This is a genomic window from Streptomyces sp. NPDC088252 (genome assembly GCF_044740965.1).
Lineage (GTDB): Bacteria > Actinomycetota > Actinomycetes > Streptomycetales > Streptomycetaceae > Streptomyces.
Window position 1 is genome coordinate 1 of the sequence record NZ_JBIURS010000030.1, and the last position, 22,321, is coordinate 22,321.

At 70.6% G+C, this 22,321-nt stretch carries 15 protein-coding genes; 9 read left to right on the forward strand and 6 right to left on the reverse strand.

The features are described from left to right. The 6 genes from ACIOHC_RS37835 to ACIOHC_RS37860 form a co-directional block, all read left to right on the forward strand. Positions 1-4,932: amino acid adenylation domain-containing protein (locus tag ACIOHC_RS37835; RefSeq protein ID WP_401846097.1), on the forward strand; the 4,932-nt coding region annotated here is incomplete at its 5' end. 50 nt (positions 4,933-4,982) lie between these two features. Continuing rightward, positions 4,983-6,782 carry a carbamoyltransferase C-terminal domain-containing protein gene (locus tag ACIOHC_RS37840; RefSeq protein WP_351078802.1) on the forward strand — a complete coding sequence of 600 codons (1,800 nt, stop codon included), beginning with the start codon at positions 4,983-4,985 and terminating at the stop codon, positions 6,780-6,782. Further along, positions 6,775-10,119 (forward strand): amino acid adenylation domain-containing protein, encoded by a 3,345-nt coding sequence (locus ACIOHC_RS37845; RefSeq protein WP_365693843.1) that lies wholly within the window; start codon positions 6,775-6,777, stop codon positions 10,117-10,119. The genes ACIOHC_RS37840 and ACIOHC_RS37845 overlap by 8 nt, the downstream gene beginning before the upstream one ends. After that, positions 10,116-11,612, forward strand: coding sequence for an amino acid adenylation domain-containing protein (locus ACIOHC_RS37850; protein ID WP_365693845.1), 1,497 nt, complete (start codon positions 10,116-10,118; stop codon positions 11,610-11,612). Before ACIOHC_RS37845 ends, ACIOHC_RS37850 begins: the two co-directional genes overlap by 4 nt. 86 nt (positions 11,613-11,698) lie before the next feature. Next, on the forward strand, positions 11,699-11,905 hold the full coding sequence (locus ACIOHC_RS37855; RefSeq protein ID WP_351078794.1) for an MbtH family NRPS accessory protein: 207 nt from the start codon (positions 11,699-11,701) through the stop codon (positions 11,903-11,905). 88 nt (positions 11,906-11,993) lie between these two features. Continuing rightward, positions 11,994-13,280, forward strand: coding sequence for an MFS transporter (locus tag ACIOHC_RS37860; protein ID WP_351078792.1), 1,287 nt, complete (start codon positions 11,994-11,996; stop codon positions 13,278-13,280). Positions 13,281-13,416: 136 nt separating this feature from the next. Here the strand turns inward: ACIOHC_RS37860 and ACIOHC_RS37865 are convergent, their stop codons facing one another. Continuing rightward, the gene (locus ACIOHC_RS37865; protein WP_401846101.1) at positions 13,417-17,118 is read right to left on the reverse strand and encodes a S8 family serine peptidase; all 3,702 of its coding nucleotides are present in this window, start codon (positions 17,116-17,118) and stop codon (positions 13,417-13,419) included. Positions 17,119-17,391: 273 nt separating this feature from the next. Between ACIOHC_RS37865 and ACIOHC_RS37870 the strand changes: the two genes are divergently transcribed. Beyond that, on the forward strand, positions 17,392-18,408 hold the full coding sequence (locus ACIOHC_RS37870; protein WP_365693849.1) for a helix-turn-helix domain-containing protein: 1,017 nt from the start codon (positions 17,392-17,394) through the stop codon (positions 18,406-18,408). Between the two features lie 170 nt (positions 18,409-18,578). On the opposite strand, the gene ACIOHC_RS37875 is transcribed toward ACIOHC_RS37870, so the two are convergent. Then, complete coding sequence (locus ACIOHC_RS37875) at positions 18,579-18,908, reverse strand: antibiotic biosynthesis monooxygenase (RefSeq protein ID WP_351078785.1); 330 nt, start codon at positions 18,906-18,908, stop codon at positions 18,579-18,581. 395 nt (positions 18,909-19,303) lie between these two features. On the opposite strand from ACIOHC_RS37875, the gene ACIOHC_RS37880 reads away from it, so the two are divergent. After that, on the forward strand, positions 19,304-19,621 hold the full coding sequence (locus tag ACIOHC_RS37880) for a hypothetical protein (RefSeq protein WP_365693851.1): 318 nt from the start codon (positions 19,304-19,306) through the stop codon (positions 19,619-19,621). Between the two features lie 47 nt (positions 19,622-19,668). On the opposite strand, the gene ACIOHC_RS37885 is transcribed toward ACIOHC_RS37880, so the two are convergent. Genes ACIOHC_RS37885 through ACIOHC_RS37895 form a run of 3 tightly spaced genes read right to left on the reverse strand, consistent with a single transcriptional unit; the run spans position 19,669 to position 21,062 of the window. Further along, entirely contained in the window at positions 19,669-20,241 is a 573-nt protein-coding gene (locus ACIOHC_RS37885) for a GNAT family N-acetyltransferase (RefSeq protein ID WP_365693853.1), read from the reverse strand. Positions 20,242-20,272: 31 nt separating this feature from the next. After that, a complete protein-coding gene (locus tag ACIOHC_RS37890; protein WP_351078778.1) occupies positions 20,273-20,767 on the reverse strand; it encodes a transposase in 495 nt (164 codons plus the stop codon). A gap of 19 nt (positions 20,768-20,786) precedes the next feature. Next, positions 20,787-21,062 carry a hypothetical protein gene (locus ACIOHC_RS37895; protein WP_351078776.1) on the reverse strand — a complete coding sequence of 92 codons (276 nt, stop codon included), beginning with the start codon at positions 21,060-21,062 and terminating at the stop codon, positions 20,787-20,789. 137 nt (positions 21,063-21,199) lie between these two features. On the opposite strand from ACIOHC_RS37895, the gene ACIOHC_RS37900 reads away from it, so the two are divergent. Further along, positions 21,200-21,934: a 2Fe-2S iron-sulfur cluster-binding protein gene (locus ACIOHC_RS37900; RefSeq protein ID WP_401846106.1), complete on the forward strand. Its 735-nt coding sequence runs from the start codon at positions 21,200-21,202 to the stop codon at positions 21,932-21,934. Here the strand turns inward: ACIOHC_RS37900 and ACIOHC_RS37905 are convergent. Continuing rightward, positions 21,896-22,117, reverse strand: coding sequence for a transposase (locus ACIOHC_RS37905; RefSeq protein WP_401846109.1), 222 nt, complete (start codon positions 22,115-22,117; stop codon positions 21,896-21,898). The genes ACIOHC_RS37900 and ACIOHC_RS37905 overlap by 39 nt on opposite strands. Between the last annotated feature and the right edge of the window lie 204 nt (positions 22,118-22,321).

Below are 22,321 nucleotides of genomic sequence, written 5' to 3' on the forward strand. Positions count from 1 at the left end.
CAACTCAACAACAACACCACCAGGATCGGGCGGGCCCTCCCGGACCTCCGACTCCATGTCCTCGACCCGTACGGGAACCCCACCCCGATCGGAGTGGTCGGTGAACTCCACATCGGCGGCGCGGGCCTGGCACGTGGCTACACCGGTCAACCCGCTCTCACCGCACAACGATTCGTACCGGATCACCTGACGTCGGCCCCGGGCGCCCGCCTCTACCGCAGTGGGGACCTCGCACGATGGACGGCCGACGGCGAACTGGAGTACCTCGGCCGGTCCGACGCACAGGTCAAGATCCGCGGATACCGCATCGAACTCGGCGAGATCGAGGACCAGTTGGCCCGATTGGATGCGATCCGGCAGGCCGTGGTCGTCGTTCGGGACGATCTCGGTGACCGTACGGATCTGGTCGCCTATCTTGCGCCGGAAGCGGGCAGCGAACCGCCCACCACCAGCGAACTCCGCGACGCCCTCGCCGGCCACCTCCCCGACTACATGATCCCGAGGAACTTCGTCCTCCTCGACGCCCTCCCGCTCACTCCGCAGGGCAAACTCAACCACCGGGCGCTGCCTGCTCCCACGGCCGAACGCCCGGAACTGACCGCCGAGTACATCGCCCCGCTGCCCGGGACGGAGGAACTGCTCGCGGGGATCTGGAGCAACGTTCTCGGCGTCGACCGCATCGGCCGCCACGACAACTTCTTCGATCTCGGCGGAGACTCCATCCGCAGCATCCAGATACTCGGCCGAGCCCGCGACAACGGAATCACCTTCCACCTCCAAGACCTCTTCCACCACCCCACACTCGCCGACCTCGCCACCACCACAACACAACCCACCACCACACCACCCACCACCCAGCCCTTCTCCCTCCTCACACCCCACGACCGCAACCACCTCCCCCACCACCTCGACGACGCCTACCCCATGGCCGAACTCCAGATCGGCATGGTCTACGAAATGCAACGCGACCCCGACCGCAACCCCTATCTGAACGTCGAGAACCTTCCGGTCGCCGGCCCGTTCGACGCTCCGGTCTTCCGGCGGGCTCTCGCGCTGGTGGTGAAGCGGCATCCCATTCTGCGTACGTCATTGGCGCTGACCGGGTACAGCAAACCGCTCCAACTTGTGCACACGGACGCCGATGTGCAGCTGACAGTGCTGGATCTGCGGGGACTCGGGGACGACGCGCAGCGCACTGCTCTGCGGGAGTGCGTCCGTACCGAGCGGGCGAAGGTGTTCGACATCGGCGCCGCGCCGTTGTGCCGGATGACCGTCCATGTACTGTCCGACGACGCCTTCCAGTGGACCGTCACCGACCACCACGCCATCCTCGACGGCTGGAGCCTCGCCTCCACCCTCGCCGAAATCATCGACACCTACCACACCCTCCTCAACGGCCACACCCCCACACTCCCGCCCCTCCGCTCCACCTACCGCGACTACATCGCAGCCGAACAGAACGCACTCACCAACCCCGCACACACCACCTACTGGCACAACCTCCTCACCGACCGCCCCGACACCCGCCTCCCCCACGATTCGGCCGAGCTGTCCGACGAGCCGGGCTACCGCAGCGTCACCACGCATCTGCCCCCACAGCTCCTCACCGCGCTGGAGCACGGTGCCGCGCAGGCCGGGGTTCCGCTCAAGGCAGTGCTGCTGGCCGCCCATCTGCGTGCGCTGAGCCTCGCGACGGGGAGCCCGGATGTCGTCACCGGGCTGACGGCCAACGGGCGGCTGGAGGAGACCGACGGGGCCGAGGTGCGGGGCCTCTTCCTCAACACCGTGCCGTTCAGGCTCCGTCTGTCGGAAGGCAGTTGGGCCGATCTGGCGCGGGCCGTATTCGACGCCGAACGCGAGATGATGCCGCACCGCAGGTATCCGATGGCCGCGCTCCGGCGCGAGCTCGGTGGTGCACCGCTCTTCGAGGTCAACTTCACTTACAACAGCTTTCCGCAGTTCGGTGCGCTCGCCGAGGCGGGTGCGCTGGCCAAGGAGGGACCGGGCAGCGACGTCCCTGGCGTGGCCCCCACGAGCTTCCCGTTCAGCGTCACGCTCAGCCGGGAATCGGTGCTCGGCGGGATGTGGATGGAGTTGGAGTACGACACCGCGGAGCTGTCGGCCGACCAGGTCACCCGGCTGCGCGACTACCACCTGCGGGCGCTGGAGGCGGTGGCGGCGGACATCGGAGCGGACGCGTACGGGGTGCCGTTGCTGAGCGAGGCCGAGCAGGCACTGCTCGACATGCTGAACTACACGACGGACGCCCGGGCGGCCGGCAGGGTTCCGGTGCACGAGCTGCTGCGGCGGCAGGCCGCCCGTACACCCGACGCGCTCGCGATCGAGGACGGCGGGACACGGATCAGCCTGGCCCGGCTGGACGCGGACAGCGACCGCCTCGCCCGGCGGCTGCGCCGGGACGGGGTGCGCCACGGCGATCTCGTCGGAATCCTCCTGCGGCCCGGATCGGCGGCGCTGACCACCTTCTGGGCGGTGTGGAAGGCGGGGGCCGCGTTCGTCCCGCTCGATCCCGGGCTGCCGGAACACCGTCTGCGCTCGATGCTGGATCAGGCCCGGCCCGTCGTGCTGGTCACCGACGACCCGAAGGCCGCCCCGAGCGGTCACCGACTGTTCAGCCTTTCGTCCGTCACGCACGAGGCAGGGCAGGAAAAGACCGGTTCGCGGTCCGGGGAGGGCCCGGACAGTTCCGCGCTGCCGTCCGTGAGCGCCCGTGACCTGGCCTATGTGATGTTCACATCCGGCACCACCGGTGGCCCCAAGGGCGTCATGATCGAGCACGGCAGCCTCGCCGCCTATGCAGTGGGTACACCGCTGGGGCGCACTCGCTCGCTGGGTGCTGAGAAGCCGCTGCGGGTGGTGACCGGCACATCGGCGTACATCTCCGACTTCCTGCTGGCGCAGGTTCTCCTGGTGCTCGACGGTCACACACTGTGCGTGCTGAACGAGGAGCAGCGGCGTGACCCTGGGCATCTCGTCGCCCTCGCCCATGACCGTGAGCGGGCCGTGGACGTCATCGACACGACCACCGTCCAGCTTCAACTCCTGGTGGAGCAAGGACTGTTGGATGCCCCGTGGCCGCCTCGGCTGCTCGTTTTCGGAGGCGAGGCGTGCCCGCCCGACCTGTGGGCGGCGCTGGGAGTACGGTCCGACGTGCAGGTGTTCAACAGTTACGGGCCTGCGGAGGCGACGGTGGAGGCGACCGTCTCACGGGTGACCGGCGACGGCGGGCCCGTCATCGGCCGGCCCTGCGCCAACACCCGGATCCATCTCCTGGACGCCGCAGGGCGTGAAGTGCCGCCCGGCACCGCGGGTGAGATCTGCGTCGGCGGCGCCGGGGTGGGTCGGGGCTATCTCGGCCGGCCCGGGGCCACGGCCGAGCGATTCGTGCCGGATCCCTGGGGCCCGGCGGGCAGTCGTCTCTACCGCACGGGTGATGTCGGCCGTCTCACCGACTCCGGCGATCTTGAGTTCCTGGGGCGCGTGGATCACCAACTGAAGGTACTCGGCGAGCGCGTCGAGCCGGAGGAGGTCGAGGCGGTGCTGCGCGCCCATCCGGGCGTGGCCGGCGCGATCGTCGGCCGCCATCCGGACCACGAGGGGCTCCTGGCGAACGTCGTACCGGCTCAGGGCGGTGCCCCGGACCAGCGGGAACTGCGACGGCATGCCGCCTCCCGGCTGTCGTCGGCAGCGGTCCCGGTGCACTTCGTGGTGGTCGACGCGTTGCCGCTCACCCCGGCGGGAAAGCTGGACCGTGGCGCGCTGCTGACCGCCGGCCACGGCTCGGGTGCCGAGGGAACCGAAGGTCCTGAAGGCATCGGGGGTCCGGGCGGACCGGGCCGTGGCGCGGCGGGGCCGGCGCTCTCCCGGACGGAGCGGCGGGTCGCCGAGGTGTGGCACAAGCTCCTCGGCCTTCGTGCCGACCGGCAGGACGACTTCTTCTCGATCGGCGGTCACAGTCTGCTGGCCGTACGGCTCGCGGGTGAGCTGGGCGCCGCGTTCGGCACCACGGTTCCCCTGCCGCAGCTGTACAGCACTCCCACACTGGCGGGTCAGGCGGCGTACCTCGACGACGTGCGGCACGAGCGTGAGGGCAGGGGCCGAAGCAGCGGCCCGCGCAGCGTCATCAACCTCGGCGGCTCTCCCGGGCTCCAGCCGCTGGTGCTGGTGCATCCGCTCGGCGGCACGCTCTTCTGTTACCGGGATCTGACGGCCCGGATCTCGGGGTCCTTCGAGGTCCTCGGGGTCCAGGGGGACCTGATGGGCGGCGGGGACACGGCGGACTTCGCCTCGCTGGCGTCGGGTTACGCCCGCGAACTGGCGCCCCTGCTCCGGGGCCGGCGGCCCGTGATCGCGGGCTGGTCGGCGGGCGGTGTGCTGGCGCACGAGGTCGCCTCACGGCTGGCGGACCGGGGCATCGTGGCCGATCGTGTCGTCGTCATCGACGCCGCTCCCCGACAGGGACCGGACGCGGCGGCGGACGCGGAGGCGCTGGAGCGGCTGCGTATTGATGTGGCACGGCTGGGACCGCGCCGGCTCCTGGCGGAGCACGCCATCGACGACGTGCTGCGGCTGCTCGGCGTGGACGCGGAGGCGCTGGCCGAGCTGAACGGGCCCGTCACCGCGTCACTCATGGAGTTCTGGCAGGGGATGCTGTCCGGCCTGGCCGGACACCGGCCCTCCCTCTACCCGGGCCCCGTGCACCTCGTGGTGTCCCGCCGGAGCGAGGAGGCGGCCGTGCGTGCCCAGATCACCGGGTGGAAGCGGTGCGCCGGGACGCTGCGTGTCTCGTACGCCGACGGCGATCACTACCAGCTCATGCGGGAGCCCTGGATCGGGGACGTGGCCGAGGTGTTCGCCGGCCCGGACGATCCGACAGATCAGACCGACGGGGGCGTGTCCGGCCGGTCCTGATCCGCCGTACACATCCGAATCCGGCTGGACCCTTTCGAAAGGAACTCGACGTGCTGGTGCTCGGTGTCAGCGGACTCGACCGATCGTTGTCCGTCAAGAAGAACATGCTGCCCGGTCTGGACCGGCGGGAACAGCGTGTGGTGCAGGGCCTCGACTCGGCCGCGGCCCTGGTCGGGGAGCAGGGCGTGATCGCCGCCTCGGCGCAGGAGCGGCACGACGGGGTGAAGGGCACGGGGTCCTTCCCCGTCGACGCGGTCGAGGCGTGCCTGAGAATGGCCGGAGCGACCCTGGACGACGTCGACTTCGTCGCGCACGGCTTCCGGTACGAGCCGTCCGTCACGTTCGAGCGCGACGAGTTCGCCCGGCGCTGGTACCGGGAGGTGTACAGCAAGGACGTGCAGTACGAGGTGTTGCGCGCGCACTATCCGGACCAGGACTGGGAGCGCAAGTTCGTCCGGGTCGGCCACCATGTCGCCCACGCCTCCAGCAGCTACTACCTGAGCGGGTTCCCCGACGCGACGGTTCTGGTGGCCGACGGCATGGGCGAGGCCGAGTCCACGTCGGTGCTGCGAGGCAGCGGTGACGCATTGCACGGTGTGCGCAGCTACTCCATATCCGCGTCACTGGGCATCCTCTACAGCGTCGTCACCCAGTACCTGGGGTTCCTGCCGGGGATGGACGAGTACAAGGTGATGGGCCTGGCGCCCTACGGGGATGCGAGCCGGTACGCGAATGTGGCTGACGAGCTGGTGCGCAGGGCTCCGGGCGGACGGCTGCTGGTCCCCGTTCTGGCGCACGACAAGTCACCTACGGAGCGCGAGACGCACCGGGGAGCCATCCGACGGCTGGAGGAGCTGTTCGGTCCGGCCCGGCATCCGGAGGCATCGCTCGACCAGCGGCACATGGATGTCGCGGCGACCGTCCAGCGCAAGCTGGAGGAGAGCCTCCTGTACGTCCTGCGCGAGACGGCCGACGGCGCGGGCGGCTCCCGCAATCTGTGCATGGCGGGTGGTGTCGCGCTGAACTGCACGGCCAACGGAGTGATCGCCCGCAGCGGTCTGTTCGACCGGGTGTTCGTGCAGCCGGCGTCGGGGGACGACGGTACGGCCCTCGGCGCGGCTCTGTGGCAGCTCCAGCAGCACGTACCGGCGCCGCCGGCCCCGATGACGATGCCTTACTGGGGAGAGGAGTTCGACGACGCGGACATCGAGGCGCAGCTGCGTGGGCTGGGTGCCGGATTCACCGTACGGAAGCTGGCCGAGGACGAACTGCTGGCCGAGGTGTCGTCGCTGATCGGCGCGGGGAAGGTCGTCTCCTGGTTCCAGGGGCGGATGGAGTTCGGCCCGCGTGCGCTGGGCAACCGGAGCATCCTCGCGGACCCGGCATCGCCCGGCATGCGTGCCCATCTGAACACCGTCGTGAAGCAGCGTGAGGAGTTCCGGCCGTTCGCGCCGGCCGTCCTGGCGGAGGAGGCGACCACCTACTTCGAGATCGAGCCGGGTCAGGAGTCGATGTACCGTCACATGCTCTTCGTGGCACAGGTGCGGCCCGAGTACCGTGACAAGCTGCCGTCGATCACACATGTCGACGGCTCGGCCCGGGTGCAGACCGTCGACCGGGAGAGCGCGCCGAGGTTCTGGCGCCTGATCCGCCGGGTCGGTGACGACCGGGGCATCCCGATGGTGGTCAACACCTCGTTCAATCTGCGCGGCCAGCCGATCGTGCGGACGCCGGACGACGCGGTCGCCACGTACGCCCGCTCGACGCTGGACGCGCTGGCGATCGGCGACTGGCTGGTGACCCGCGACCAGCCGTCGGCCGCAGGGACCGCAGGTGCGACCGATGAGTGAGCGGCCCGCCCCCGCGGGGGCACGTTCCGCGGCGGAGCTCCGTGAGGCCGTCGCCGCGATCTGGCGCAACGCCCTCGGCCTGGACGACGTCCGCGACGACTGCAACTTCTTCGACGAGGGCGGCGACTCCGTCCTCTCCGTGGAGGTGGCGATCTCGCTGCGCGAACTCATCGGCCAGGAGCTCGAACTGGACATCCTCTACGAGTACCCGGAGTTCGGCGCACTGTCGGCGGTGTTGAGCGCGGGCCCCGACGAGGGAGCGCCGGAGACGAGGGAGCTGACCGCCGCCGAGGAACGGCTGTGGACCGCCGAACAGCTCCACCCGGGAAGCGCCGTCTACCATCTCGCCGTCCGCTACCGCTTTCCCGGCGGCCTCGACGTCATCAGGCTGCGCGCCGCGCTCGACACGCTGGCGGCCCGGCACGAGGCACTGCGGCGCGGCTTCGTGAAGCCCGCGCTCGCACTGACCGCGCAGAAGGCCTCCGTGGCCTGCCGGTGGGTGGACGCGCGGGGCGTGTCGGACGGGAGTGTGCGTGAGCTCGTCGACACCGAGGTACGCACACCGTTCGACCTCGGACGGCCTCCGCTGTTGCGCGCACTCGTCGTGGACCGGGGCGACGCGGGCACTGAACTGGTCCTGACCGTGCACCACCTGGTGTGCGACGGGGTCTCGCTGGACCTCCTCGAAACTCAGCTCCAGCACCTCTACGAGGGCGACTCGGGCTCGGAGGGCACGGGGTGGGAGCGGGAATCCGCCGGCCGGCAGGCCGTGTCCGTACGGCCCCGGGACGCCGGGGCGGCGCTGGACCACTGGCGGACGATGCTCGCCGGCTGCCCGGGGGCGTTGTCCCTGCCGCACGACCTGACCCGTCCTGCGCGGCCCGGTGTCGAAGGCGCCGCCCATCGCATCCTGCTCACGGACGAGCAGGTGTCGACGATCCTGTCGCCGGCCGAGGAGGAACGGCTCAGTCCGTTCATGGCGTGGGTGGCCGCCTATGTGACCGGCCTGATCGCGGTGACGGGCGACCGGGATCTGGTGCTCGCCGTGCCGGCCTCGTCGCGGGGCCCCGCCCAGGCGGGCGAGGTCGGCATGTTCGTCGATACGCTCCCGCTGCGGTTCACCGTCCGGCCGGGGGCCACGGCCCGTGACGTGGTGCGGTTGGTGCGTCGTGTGGTGACCGGTGCCCTGGCCCATCAGGAGGTGCCGTTCCAGACGCTCGTCGAGGAGGTACGGTCCGGCACCGACCGTTCGCGGGCCCCGCTGGCTCAGACCGCCCTCACCTACATGGACACCACACGGTGCGGGCTGCGGTGGGACGGTCACAGCGCCGAGCGTGAGCAGATCGGCACGGGCACCGCGAAGTACGAGGTGCTGTGGCTGGTCACGCGGACCGGTCGCGGAACGGTCTGCGAGCTGGAGTACTCCACGGGCCTGTTCACCGACGAGGCGGCGGCCGCGCTGCACCGACGCATGGTGGCGGCCATCGACGATGCCTTCGCGCAACCGGACACCCCGCTACCGGAGTGCGGTACGGACGCGCTCGACGTGTTCGTACCGATCCACGAAAGGGTGCACCGCCGGGCCGTGGAGCACCCCGGCGCGGTGGCGGTGCGACACGGGCGGACGACGCTCACGTACGGGGAGCTGGACCGGCGGGCGAGCGTTGTGGCCGCGGGGCTCCGGACGGCCGGGATCGGCCGCGGCGCGGTGGTGGCCGTGCCCATGGAGCGTGGCATCGCATCGGTCACCACATGCCTCGGCATCCTGTACGCGGGCGCCGCCTACCTGCCGGTGGACATCGCTCAGCCGGCCGAGCGCACCCGGCACATCGTGCGTACCGCGGCGACGGTGGCCGTCGTCGCGGACGACGCCGCGGCCGAACTGCTCGCAGAGGTCGTGCCCACCCACTTGCTGGAGAAGCTGCTCGTCACCGACGACGCCCCGGTGGTCCCGGCGCAGGTCACCGGCGCCGATGTCGCCTACGTGATCTGCACCTCGGGCTCGACGGGCCGTCCCAAGGCGGTGGTGGTGCCGCACCGAGCCGTCGTACGGCTGGTGCCGGACGCGGACTTCGTGACGTTCGGCCCCGCCGACCGGGTCGCCCATGTCTCCAATCCCGCCTTCGACGCGGCGACGCTGGAGATCTGGGGGGCGCTGGCCGGCGGCGGTACCCTCGTCGTCGCGGACCGGGACGTCCTGCTGTCACCGCGGCGGATGCGTTCCTTCCTCACCGACGAGCGCATCTCCGTCATGTTCCTCACCGTGACGCTCCTCAACCAGATGGTGGACTTCGCGCCGGACGCCTTCCGGGATCTCCGGGTGCTGCTCTTCGGCGGCGAGAAGCACGATGCACGCAGGCTGGGGAAGCTGTTCGCGGCCGCCCCGCCCGCCGTCGTGGTGAACGGCTACGGCCCCACCGAGAACACCACGTTCAGCACCACCCACGCGGTGACCGCCGAGGATCTCGCCGAGGGCGTGGTCCCCCTCGGCCGCCCGCTCCCGCGCAGCACGGCGTACGTCCTCGACGCATCCGGGCACCGGGTCGGTACCGGCGGGACCGGGGAACTGTACGTGGGCGGCGAAGGGCTCGCCCACGGCTACCTCGACGCCCCGGCGCAGACCGCCGCGGCCTTCGTCCCCGACGCGTTCGCCGGGCGTCCCGGGCAGCGGCTCTACCGCACGGGCGATCAGGTACGGGTCCTGCCCGGTGAGCGCTACGAGTACGTGGGGCGGCTCGACGACCAGGTGAAGGTGCGCGGCCATCGCGTCGAACTCGCCGAGATCGAGGCGGCGGTACGGAGGCAGAGCGGCGTGGCCGACGCCGTCGTGCACGCACGTCCGACGGACGACGGCATCGAGATCACCGCCTTCGTGGTACCGGACACCACCGGGGACGGACCGGACGCGGCCCTGGACGTCACCGTGCTCGGGGACGGACTGCGCAGCGAACTGCCGCAGTACATGCTGCCGACGTTGATCGTCGTCGACCGCATCCCCGTCACCGCCAATGGAAAGGCGGACCGCGAGGCACTCCTGTCGACATCGGCGGCGGCCGGTGGTTGTGCTCCGGCGGAGTCCGCCGATCCGTCGCAGGACGGCGACCCGGTCGACGGCACGGTCGCCGCGCTCTGGCAGGAGGTGCTCGGCACCGGGAGCGTCCGGCCGGAGGACAACTTCCTCAACGCGGGCGGACATTCCATCAAGGCCATGCGGCTGCTGGCCCTCCTCGGCGAGGAGCTGGACGTCACGATCGATCTGGTCGACTTCTTCGAGAATCCCACCTTGGGCACGCTCACCGTCCTCGTACGGCAGGAACTGACGGGAGGTGGGCTGTGAGCTCCGCTCCTTCTCTGGGCCGCTTCCTGCACTGGGCGCAGGTCCAGCCGTGCGCCGTGGCGATCGTCGACGAGAGCGGAGAACTGAGCTACGCGGCACTGGAGTCCGCCGCCCGCGCCCGCGCGGCCGGGCTGTCGGCCGATGGGGTGCGCCCCGGTACGCGGGTCGCCGTCGAGTGCGGGTACGGCACCGACTACGTGGTCGCCCTGCTGGCGACCTGGCTGCTGGACGCGGTGGCGGTGCCGCTCGATCCGGCCGCGCCGGCCGAGCGCCGTCGCCACCAGGTCCGACAGGCGGGCTGCGAGGCGGCCGTTCCCTTTCCGTACGCCGACGGCATCGTCCGCGCCGCCGTCGCCGACGTGGTCTCCGCGCGGGCGACCGGGACCGCCGGCCCGCCGGACGCGGGCGAGCCTGCCGCGTACATCCTGTTCACCTCGGGCTCGACCGGGCTCCCGAAAGGGGTGGAGATCGAGCACACCGGGCTGCTCACCATGCTGGACCACTTCTCCGAGTCCATGGGGCTGGGGCCGGGCGACCGGATGCTCGCGCACAGCAGCATCGTCTTCGACATGTCGGTGCCGGAGATGCTGGTGCCGCTGACGAGCGGCGGCACGATCGCCGTCGCTCCGTCGCGGTGTGCGCGCAACCCGGAGTTCTTCGCGAAATGGCTGCTCTCCCAGGCGCCCGGCGCCGCTTACGCCACACCCAGTCAGCTGCGCCTGCTGCTTCCCTTCCTGGCCGGTGAGCGGGCCTTCACCCACCTGGTCAGCGCCGGGGAGGCGCTGCCCGCCGCGCTGGCCGAGGAGCTGGACGGGGTCGTCGGTACGTTGTGGAACGGGTACGGCCCCACCGAGACGACCGTCTGCGGCCTGTGCACCGAGCTCCGTCCCCCCTACCGGGACCCGCTGCCGATAGGCGTACCGATCACCGGCCTCCGCGGCCAGGTGCTGGACGGGTCGCGGCAGCCCGTGCCCGAGGGTGAGGTCGGTGAACTCTGCCTCTACGGGGTCGGCGTGGCGCGCGGCTACGTCGGTGAGCCCGGTCTCACCGCCCGGTCCTTCACCACCGGCCCCGACGGCTCCCGTGCCTATCTGACCGGTGACATGGTGCGGATCGGTGCCGACGGGCAGTACTTCTTCCACGGCCGGATCGACGACCAGGTGAAGATCCGGGGACACCGGGTCGAGCTGGGCGAGATCGAGTCGGTCGCCGAGCGCACCCCAGGCGTCTCGCAGGCGGTCGCCCTGCTGACCGAAGCGCTGCGTGGGCGGGCCGAGTTGCATCTCGCCGTGGTGTACCGGGCCGGGGAGGGCGCACCCGTCGGCCCGGGGGCCGCCGAGGCCGCGCTGCGCGAACGCCTGCGGCGGGACCTGCCGGTCCACATGCGGCCGGGACGTCTGTTGTTCTTCGACGAACTGCCGCGCAACGCCTCGGGGAAGACCGACCGCAACGGGGTGCGGCGGATCGTCGAGGAGCGCCTGAGGCGGCCCTGATCACGACACGGCACACCGTCACCGGTCGTGCGCCCGAACTGATCCTTCCAGTCGATTCAACCGTCAGTCAGAAAGGCAGCAGACTCATGAGCGAGCAGACGACCGGCACCCGGTACAGCGTGGTCCACAACGACGAGGAGCAGTACAGCCTCTGGGCCGAGGGGCGGCCGCTCCCGGCCGGCTGGCACCGCACGGACTTCAGCGGCGGGCGCGAGGAGTGCCTGGCCCACATCGACGAGGTCTGGACGGACATGCGCCCCAGGAGCCTGCGGGTGGCCATGGGCGAGAACTGACAGTTCACCGACCGAGGACCGGGGAGGGAACCCGTCGTCGTACGGGTGCCTTCCCCGGTCGTACCCCAGCCAGCAGTGGAGGTCAGCCGTGTGGGCGCTTCTTCGCCGCAATGCGCAGTTCCGTCGGATGTTCGCCGGCGAGGCGGTCTCCAGCTTCGGGGACAGCGCCATGTTTCTGTCACTCGCCATCTGGGCGAAGGACCTCACCGGCTCGAACGCCGCCGCCGGTCTGGTCATGCTGGCACTCACCGTGCCGGGCCTGTCCGCGCCCTTGCTGGGGCACCTCGTGGACCGGGTGCATCGCAAACCGCTGCTGGTCAGGATGTACGGCGGCATGGCGGTTCTCGTGCTGTCGCTGCTGGCCGTCCGGGGCTCCGGCCAGTTGTGGATCATCTATGTGGTCGCCCTCGCCTACGGGGTGCTGGTCTCCACACCCGCCCGGCAGGCGCTGCTGAAGGACCTGCTGCCGTCGTCCGACGCCGTCCAGGCCAGATCGCTCCTCATCGCCACCAGGGAGGGCGTGCGCATCGCCTCCCCGGTGGCGGGCGCCGGGGTGTATGTGGCCTTCGGCGGTGTCGCGCTGGCCGTGTTGGGGGCGCTCACACTGAGCGCGGCCGCGCTGCTGATCGGTTCGGTCCAGGTGGTCGAGTCGGAACCGGATCCGGTCGAGGAGTCCTTCGGCACCTCCCTCGCCGCCGGCCTGCGGTATCTGCGCGGCACACCGCTGCTGTTCCGGTTGACGCTGGCGATGGTCGTCTTCCTCGGTGGCATCGGCATGCTGGAGACCGCGGCCTTCGCCGCCGTCGATCACGGTCTGGGCCGCCCGGCGGCGTTCGTCGGGGTCATGGCGTCGATCCAGGGCGCCGGTTCCGCGCTCGGCGGTCTGATCTCCGGGACGGTGGTACGGCGGCTGGGGGACGTCGGTACCAGCTGCGTCGGTTACGGACTCGTCGCGGTGGGGCTGCTGTTGTGCGTCTCCCGCGATGTGGCGCTCTTCCTCGTCGGGACGACACTCATCGGTGCGGGCCTGCCGTTCGTGGCCGTGGTGCTGGGCGCGGCGGTGCACCTGTACGCACCGGCCCGCATGCAGGGCCGCGTCAACGCCACGGTCAACACCGCGAAGGACGGGGCGCAGACCCTGTCGCTCACGGCCGGCGCCGCGCTGATCGGGGTGCTGGACTACCGGGTCATGTACCTGGTGATGACAGTGACCACGGTGACGTGCGCGGTCAGTCTGCTGGTCCGCTCGATTCCCGCTCCGGAGGTGGTGCCGTCGGTGGCGGACGCCCCGGCCGACGAGGGGCCCGGACCGGGCGCGGCCCCCGCGCGCGAGCAGGACGGCGGCGCACCCGCGGGCGAGCCGCGGGTGGCTTGAGCCCCGCCACAACGGGCCGCGCCGAACGCGTGTCGCAGGGCTCCACGAAGAAGGGCGTACGAGACGGAGCCTGTGCCCCGGTCGCCGGGTGAACGCGCACGCCGGGGCGCCTGCGGTGCAGGCGCCCCGGCATCGGTCAGCGCCGGATCTGGTAGGCGCGGGTCACCGTCTGCTCGATGGTGTTGCCATCGGCATCGGTGGCCTGCACGCGCAGCGACACGAAGCCCGCGTTCGCGGGGTTGCCGATCGTGCCGTTGAGGCCGCCGTCGAGGCGGACCTGCCGCCAGTTGGTGCCGTCGTCGTACGAGGCCCACAGCTTCGCCCCGGCGAGCTTCAGACCGTTCAGGCCCTTGGGGTAGCGCACGCCCAGTCCGATGCGGGTGGTGGAGTGCGGCCGGGCGCTGTTGGCCTGGTCGACGTCGAGTCGGTAGTCGACCGACAGGACGGGGAGCAGGGTCGGTCCTTCCTTCCGCTCGGAGTGGAAGCGCCAGTCGGTGTGCACCTTGGTGGAGGTCGTCCAGCCGGGGGCGTCCCGCTGCACGTCGGTGACCACGCGGTATTCAGCGCGCTCTGCCGTCATCGGGAAGGCGACGGGCGCCGAACGGACGCTGCCGAGGAGCCGGCCGTCCCGGTAGACGGTGGACAACGCCTTGTCGCTGCCGGCTTCGACGGAGAAGGACTGGTCCGGTGCGGTGTCGAGCAGACCGCCCGACATGACCACACCGACATCGCCCTGCCGCACGGCCGAGTTGGACTGTGCGTCCAGCAGCGCGGTGCGGACCACGGCCTTGTTCCAGTCGCGGTGCACGCGCTGTCCGGCCTTGAGCATCGAGGTTTCCGTCACCTTCCAGGAGCCGTCCGACGTCCACACGGGAGCCGCCTTCACCGCTTCCCAGGTGGGCACGCCCGCGGAGACGTACTCGGTCCGGGAGCGCGGCAGGACCACCCGGTCGAAGCCGAAGTACGCCGTCGGCTGCATCGGCGAGCGCGTCAGCCGGGCGTATCCGCCCTCGGTGGCCGGCGTCGAGGCGTGGAACGATGAGTCCACGGTGGCCAGTTCCTCGTCGCGTACCCGGTAGCGCTGGTCGGCGGGGATGCCGCCCTTGCGGTACTTCAGCAGCTCGTAGGAGTACGGGCTCACCGCCGTACCGGAGATCCTGATCACGGCGTTGTCCAGGGCCGCCAGCTCCTCGCCCTGGGTGCCGGAGAGAGTCATCGCCGGGATCTTGGTGGCCGTCGGGCCCCAGTTGCCTGCGAGCCAGTTCTCGGGGATGTCGTTGTAGATGAGGATGGCGAGCGCACCGGCGCTCGCGGCGTCGTCGACCTGCTCCCGCACCGTGCGCTCGGCGCTCCGCTTCACCAGAGCGAGCTTGCCCCGGACGTTCTCACCGGCCTTCGCCACGCGCAGGGCGCGGGTGCCGTCGATACGTGCGGAGCCCGTCCAGCCCTCGAGGTAGGCCGCGTCCAGGGTCCGGTTGCCGTGCCCGACGAGGCGGGCGTCGAGTGCGGGCGCGCCGAGCGACCAGCCCACGCGTGATTCGAAGCGCTCGTTCGCGGTCTTCGACGGGATGGAGTACACGGCCGTCTCGCCGTCCAGCCACATCTCGCGGTCGTGGATGAGGTCGCCGTCCACGGCCTGGAAGTTCAGACCGATGCGGGCGCGGTTGGTCTCCGTCGGCCGGGAGGTGGTCATGGTGACCGGGCCGGCCTTGGCGCCGTCCAGGGTGAAGGTCCGATCGGATTCGATCATCGTGCCCGGCTGGGCGGCGTAGGTGTATTCCTCCAGTCGGCTCCAGTCGGAGTTGTAGTGGAAGATCTCCGAGATGAAGGCGTGCTCGCCGCGCGGTACCCGTACCACGACGGTCCCGTCCGCTGCGACCGGGTACGTCTCGGGCAGTCCGTAGCGGCCCAGCTGCCAGGCGGTGACCGCGGCGATGCCGCTCGTCGGCTTGCCGTCGCGGTCGAGCACCTTCAGCGTGACGTCGAAGCGCTGTACGTCCCGGCCGAAGCCGACCGCCGTCACTGCCGCCGTCCGCCCGTCGGCGGAGACCGCGGTGACGTGCGCGCCGTGGGATCCGGTCGTCACGCCGACGGTGTTGAGGGTGAGGTCGACCTCGGTGGTCCCGTGCGCCGGCACGGTCACCGAGTCGGCTCCCAGGCTGAGCACTCCGGCCGGCAGTTCCTCACCCGCGTTCTCGACCTTCAGGGCGAGGGTGACCGGCTGGTCGCCGTCGTTGACGTACTCGATCTTCTTCCCGACCGGGGCGGTGGCGTCCCAGTCCCGGAGTCCGAAGTCGACCGTGCCGCTGGCCGATACGGGCTGCCGGAGTGCGCGTGCCACGTCCACGCGGCCGGCGCCCTGGGCGTAGACGGAGGTGGCGGCGGTGGTCTTGGCCGTACTGATCAACTGGCTCTTCAAACGGGCCGGCGTCCAGTCGGGGTGGCGCTGCGCGAGGATCGCGGCGGCGCCGGCCACGTGCGGCGTGGCCATGGAGGTGCCACTCGCGGTGGTGTACGAGCCGTCCACCGGTGTGCCCATCGTCGTACCGGCGGCGCGGGCGGCGACGATCCGCGAGCCCGGCGCGGTGATCTCCGGCTTGAGCCCGCCGTTACCGCCTCGTGGGCCCCGGCTGGAGAAGTCGGTGACCGCGTCGGTGGAGTCCACGGCGCCGACCGTCAGGGCCGCGTCGGCGGCTCCGGGTGAGCCGACCGACGTCGCCGCGGGGCCGCTGTTGCCCGCCGCGATGGTGAACAGCACGCCGGTCCGCGCCGTCAGTTCGTTGACCGCCACGGACATGGGGTCGGTGCCGTCGGCGCCTTCTCCGCCGCCCAGGCTCATGGAGATGACCTTCGCCCCCGAGTGCGCGGCCCAGTCCATCCCTTCGATGATCGAGGATTCCGAGCCGCTGCCGCCGTCGTCGAGCACCTTGCCCACGATCAGTCCGGCGCCCGGTGCCACGCCCCGGTACTTCCCGCCGGAGGCGGCTCCGCTTCCCAGGATGGTGGAGGCGACGTGGGTGCCGTGGCCGTGGCCGTCGCGCACCGTCTCGCCGGGGACGAAGCTGCGGCTTTCCACGATGCGGTCGGCGAGGTCGGGGTGCGTGGGGTCGACACCGGTGTCCAGCACCGCGACCTTCACGCCGGTGCCGTCGAAACCGTCCTTCCACGCCTCCGGGGCGCCGATCTGCGGGACGCTCCTGTCGAGGAGCGCCTTGACCTGCCCGTCCAGCCAGAGGCGCTGGATGCCGCCCGACAGGCGGGCCTTGGGGGTACCTGCGCGGGCGCTGTCGTCGTCGATGGCCTCCCAGAACGCGGTGCTCTTGCGCTTGTCGGCGCTGACGGCGGCTCCGCGTAGGCCGGGGAGTTTCCGTGTGAGGCGGGCTCCGCCGGGTGCGGTGTCCTTGGCGCCGGACGCGTAGCGCACGATCATCGGGGTCGACGCGTGGTGGGCGTCGTCGTACCCCTGGGCGATGAGCTGGGTGACGTTGAACAGCCGGTCGTCCACCTGGCCGTTGTGCACCAGCGCTTCGACGTCGCGCGGGATCACGTACACATCGGTGCCGACGGTGTACGTCCGCAGCTCGGCCGCACTGCGGTGGTTCGGGAGGATGTTGACGGCGAGGGTCTTGCCCGCCCTCGTGGCCACCGTCACCTGGTCCCCGGTGACGAGGGTGACCTTCGAGGTGCGGACTTCTGCTTGGGACGGGGTGGTTACCGCGTCCTCCCCGGTCTTCGGTGCGGGGGTGGCACCGTACACCAGGCCGCCGCCGGCCAGGGTGGTGGCCATGGTGGTCGCCAAGGTGAAGCTGAGCAGTGCGGCTCTTCGCCTGAAACGCATGCTGAACGCTCTCCTTCCGCCGGCAGGGAGGGTTCCGCGACCGGCGGGTCAAGCCTTGGCAGGAAGGGGCACCGACGCTACGGCCGCGCCTGACGAAGAAGTGACATGTCCGCTCGCCGCCACTTTGCGCGTATCGAAGTCGGGAGGTCGTCGTACGTGATAGCGCGGACATCGTCCCGGTGTGCGGGTGTGGTTAGATCACGCTGTTTCCGGTGGGTGGTACATCGGTCGGGGTGGGTCGGGGTGGGTGGGGGCGTCGTGAGAGGCGGACACATGCTGGAGGCCGCGGGGATCGGGGAGGGGGAGGAGCGGGTGTACCGCTTCCTCGTCGGGATGCGTGAGGCTGATGCCGCAGTGATCGCGGAGCAGCTGGGGCTCGGAGTGGCTCAGGCACACAGGCTGTTGGCCTCGCTCCACGACAAGGGGCTGGTGGGGCGGGTGGCCGTCTCGCCGGCGGGGGACGCGGTGCGCTATGTGCCGGTGGCGCCCGATGCGGCGCTGCGTCCGTTGCTGCTGCGGGGACATGAGGCGCTGGAGTCGGCGCGGCGGGGGGTGGAGCAGCTCACCGAGGAGTACAGGGCCGCGGGACGGCGGCATGACGTGGGGCAGCTTGTCGAGGTGATCACGGGGGTGAGTGTGATCCGACAGCGGCTGCGTCATATGGCGTACGGGGCCCGTGAGATGCGCTGGTTCTGCAAGGCCGGCCATGTGGCCATGCCTGCGGCGGAGAACGACGAGGAGTGGGAGCTGCTCGCCCGTGGGGTGCGGTACGAGGCTATCTACGAGCGCGCTCTGCTGGAGGAGCCCGGCATGGTCGACAACGTTGCCCGGAGTATCCGCGCGGGTGAGCAGGCGCGGGCTACCGGGACGCTGCCGGTGCGGATGGTGATCGCGGACGGCTCGATCGCCATCTGCCCGCTGATGCACGGCGGTTCGGGTGGCTCGCTGGGGGAGCCGACGGCTGCGGTGGTGCACGGCAGCAGCCTGCTCGACGCGCTGATCGCGCTGTTCGAGAGCCAGTGGGCGGCGGCGTCGCCGCTGCACGTCACGGACTCCGGTGAGCTGGCCGACTTCGGCGGCAGTCCGCGGCCCGGCGCGAACGTCGCCGACGACGAGCGGTATCTGCTGTCCCTGGTCGTCGCCGGGGTCGCGGACAAGGCAATCGCCTCGCAGCTACGGGTCAGCCAGCGCACGGTGCAGCGCCGGATCCAGGTGCTGATGCAGCGCGCCGGCGCCGCGACGCGGACGCAGTTGGTGTGGCAGGCGGCGCGGCGGGGGTGGCTGTCATGAGATGCGGATCGCTGTTCCCGCACCGCAGCGGACGTCGGTGAGTCCGCCAGGTCGATTGTCGGTTGACCTGACGGACTCACCGGGCCGGCGGCAGGGGTCGCCGCTCAGTTCGTGGCGAACGCGCGGCGTACTTCCTGTGTCACCTCGTTGCCCCGGCTGACCCGCCTTGTCTACGCGCTTGGCGGCGCCGCTTGCTGCACGACGTCGAAGGACCACAGTGTGGATCGGCTCGCCGCCGGCTTGGGGCGCTCACTGCTCTCCGTGTCACCGCTCTGGTGGGCCGTCTTCATGGGGCCCTCCATCCAGGCCTGGAAGGACTCTTCATCACGCCACCGGGTGTAGACCAGGTAGTTGTCGGTGCCTTCGACGGGGCGGAGGAGTTCGAACCACTCGAATCCGTCGGAGTTCTCCACGGCATGGGCACGGGAGGCGAAGCGCTTCTCCAGCGTCTTCCGCTGCTCGGTGGGGACGGTCAGTACGTTGATCTTGACTACGCTCATGGCCTCATCCTGCCTCACAGCAGTCGGCAGGATGAGGAGCGGCTCGTGTACGAGACGGTTCCGCAGGGCGCCGCTCGGATCGGGACCGGCAGTGGTCGTGCTGCCCGCCGCGGGTCGCAGGGGTCGCCGCAGCGCCCGCAGACGGAGAAGGTACAGCCTGCGGTCCACGACAGAGGCACTTGGAGGGCAGCCGGAGTACGTCGGAAACGTGCCGTGGCCCCGGGTGCCTGGCGGTCAGCGGCGGTGTCGGCGGCGCCTCCTCGTGCGACAGCTCCGGCCACTCGCGCCTCCTGTGTCGCGCTGCTGTCCGACAGCCCGCAGCCCCGAGCGGCTCCGCCGGATGACCTGCGGCGAGAACGCGAGGATCGCCCGGTCACCAACCCTAGGGTTTGCCCATGACCGTGAAGGCCGTGAAGGTGCCCCAGAGGGAAATCGTCCTCACCATCGATCGCATCACCCAGATCGGACGCCAAGTGCATGGCGTGTGCCCCGGGTTCGACGCTGAAGCCTTCGCGCGGGACGTAATGTCCGACCTGCCCAGGCTGGAGCTCAAAGAGCGGATTGCTCGCACCAGCAAGGCTCTGCACGCACACCTTCCCGTCACGGGCGCCGAAGCCCTCAACGTACTGCTTCGCTCGCTGCCGCCGACCCCCGAGAGGACGGTACGCAACCTTTTATCCGATTCGCTGTCGTGTGTGGATGAGGCGCAGTGATCAAATGGTTTGGGGCGTGGCCGATACCGGGTGCCGAGCGACGTGACTCAGTGGGCGGGAACCGGCTCCGACGACGGCCGCCACTCCCGCCTGATCAGCCCGTATACCCACGAGTCAGAGACCTCGCCGTTGACTACGCAGTCCTCCCGCAACGTCCCTTCACGCGAGAAGCCGAGCTTCTCCAGCACGCGGGCAGATGCCACGTTGCGCGTATCGGTCTCAGCTTGGACGCGATTGAGCTCCAGCGTGTCGAATGCCCACCGCAGCAAAGCGCGCGCGGCCTCGGTCGCGTAGCCGTGGCCCCACGCTGCATCGTCGAAGCAGTAGCCAAGCGACGCGCTGCGGTAGTCCGGATTCCACCTGTTCAGGCTGCACCAGCCGATGAACGCCCCGTCGGAGACACGATCCACGGCCAGCCGCGCCCCGGTGCCCTCCTGTGCCATCTGCCGGCAAGTCGTGATGAACTTCTCGGCGCGCACGCGTTCGCTCCACGGTGGCGCGTCCCAGTAGCGCAGCACGTAGGCGCTGCTGTGCAGTGCGAAGAGGTCGTTCGCATCCGCGTCTTCGAATGCACGCAGTCGAAGGCGAGCGGTGTGCAACGAGAGGATGGGCAGCGACATACTCATGTTCCCTCCCGTGATCGGTGGCCGATCAATCAGACATCCGATGCGGGTCACTCGCAATGGGTTTTCTCGGCGGGCCGGCAGAACGACGTGTCCGCTCATCGGCGCAACCGAGCGTCTCTCCGTGTGGTTGGGAGCGGACCGCGACCGCGTACCCGAACTCGACGGTGCGGCAGGTGCGCCGCAGGTGGCGGGTGCCGTAGACCTCGTCGGCCGCGAAGAACGCGGCCCGTATCCCGCCGGCCACCGCCCGCGTGAGCAGGGCCGCGGCGAGTTCGGGCTTGGTGGCGAGGCACACCTCCTCGGGAGCGCCGGCCAGCTCACGGCGTTCCTCGTCCCCGGCACAGTCCCTGGGCAGGTACGGAGCCCGGCCGGTCACCATGTGGCCGCGGTCGGTGGCGAAGGTGAGGTGGACGGCGACCTGGCACACCCCGACCCCGCCCAGCGCGCCGGAGTACTGCGGGCCGGCGCCGACCGCGTCCGTGGAAGACCTTTCGTCCCCGGTCTCCCCCGCGATCGGCACGCGCCACCCAGATCACGAACTACAGCTGCCGTGAGAACACGGAAACCCTGCTCAGCAACCAGAAAGCGCTGCTCGTGCCGACGCCGTAGGCGAGGTGGGCGGTCAGATCATCACCCAGCGTCTTGGCGTCGTATGTCCAGATGGGTTCGTAGAGTCCCGCGATCGGAAGCAACACGTATCCGCTGAGCCACACGAGCGCACCGTACGGGAGCCCGTAGAGGAGGTGGGGCTTGCGCAGCGAGGCGCTGACGACGTCGTAGAAGGCCGCGTTGCCCACTCCATAGGCCCAGTGCATGAAGGTGCTGACGGGGAACGCCGCGCTGTCCGGCAGCTCGCGCAGGGTGAAGGCCTCGGCCAGGCGCTTTCCGACCTGCCCGGGATCCGGCGCCTCCTGCCAGGTGCTGACCGGGCGAACTCCCAGCGCACGGCGTCGTGTTCGCCGCCGGCCCGACGCCGGCGCAGGAACCGCACGGTGTCCATGCAGACGGTGCCGATCACTCCCGCCGCCGGACCCGCACCGACGGCGCCGAGCGGAGCCAGCCGCTGGCGAGCCGGGCACCGCACCAGCCGGCCGCTCCTCCCGGCGGCCGCCCGGGGCCGTCCGTAGCCTTCGCGCGCAGCGGGCTGATCGTCCCCTGGCACCCTGACTACGGGACGCTGCTCGAACTCGCCGAGGCGTGCGACGTGCCCGTGCGCTGGTCCTGCCGCACCGGAATCTGTCACACCTGCGAGACCGCGCTTCTCTCCGGCCACGTTGAATACGCCCCACAGCCCCTGGAGCCCCCGCCGGAGGAAGCGCGCTCATCTGCTGTTCGACGCCCCCGGCCGGCGTGGTCCTGGACATGTGACCGGATGCGTCCGTGGCCGAGGGCGCCACCGCCGACGGCGCGATACGCGTCCAAGGCCGCCGGCGGAGCGCCGGGTTGCGCGTGGTCGGCGCAGCTGCCTAGCGTGGTTGCGTGGGAAGGGGGGAGAAATCCGGCGGGGCGGGTCGGTTTCGCGGGGCATCCCGCCGAAGCCGCTCCTGGCGTGCGTCCGAGAGGGGATTTCTCCCATGTCAAAGGTGCTTCTCATCGTCAGCGGAGCCACCTACTGGGCGTTGAAGGACGGCACGCGGCATGCGACCGGCTACTGGGCCGAGGAGTCCACCAGGCCGGGGTCGGCTAATCGGCCCCTCTTCTCCCGCACCTGCCGGCGCAGCAGGTCGTGGGTGGTCTGGTGGGCGCCGTCGTCGCGCCACTTGTAGAAGTAGTACTTCACCGCGCCGGCGGGCGGCAGGTCGTGGGGAAGGTGATCCCACTGGCAGCCGGTGCGGGACTGGTACAGCAGGGCGTTGACGATCTCCCCCATGTCGTAGTGCCCTGGTGGCCGCTGACGGAGGGGTGCCGGGCCTTCCACGAGGTGATCACGGGCTCGATCAGAGCCCAGCGCTCGTCGGATATGTCGCTCTTGTAGGACTGACGGTCGCTCACGCGGGACACTCCAACACGGCCGGGCCTCCCGGACAGCGGAGATGCGGCGACCCCACGCGTTCCGGTGATGACAGATGCGACA

Coding starts and splice junctions, on each gene's coding strand:
- ACIOHC_RS37845 (WP_365693843.1), top strand. CDS start 6,775: ATGAGTGAGCGGCCCGCCCCCGCGGGGGCACGTTCCGCGGCGGAGCTC.
- ACIOHC_RS37855 (WP_351078794.1), top strand. CDS start 11,699: ATGAGCGAGCAGACGACCGGCACCCGGTACAGCGTGGTCCACAACGAC.
- ACIOHC_RS37865 (WP_401846101.1), bottom strand. CDS start 17,118: ATGCGTTTCAGGCGAAGAGCCGCACTGCTCAGCTTCACCTTGGCGACC.
- ACIOHC_RS37870 (WP_365693849.1), top strand. CDS start 17,392: ATGCTGGAGGCCGCGGGGATCGGGGAGGGGGAGGAGCGGGTGTACCGC.
- ACIOHC_RS37875 (WP_351078785.1), bottom strand. CDS start 18,908: ATGAGCGTAGTCAAGATCAACGTACTGACCGTCCCCACCGAGCAGCGG.
- ACIOHC_RS37880 (WP_365693851.1), top strand. CDS start 19,304: ATGACCGTGAAGGCCGTGAAGGTGCCCCAGAGGGAAATCGTCCTCACC.
- ACIOHC_RS37885 (WP_365693853.1), bottom strand. CDS start 20,241: ATGTCGCTGCCCATCCTCTCGTTGCACACCGCTCGCCTTCGACTGCGT.
- ACIOHC_RS37895 (WP_351078776.1), bottom strand. CDS start 21,062: ATGCACTGGGCCTATGGAGTGGGCAACGCGGCCTTCTACGACGTCGTC.
- ACIOHC_RS37905 (WP_401846109.1), bottom strand. CDS start 22,117: ATGGGGGAGATCGTCAACGCCCTGCTGTACCAGTCCCGCACCGGCTGC.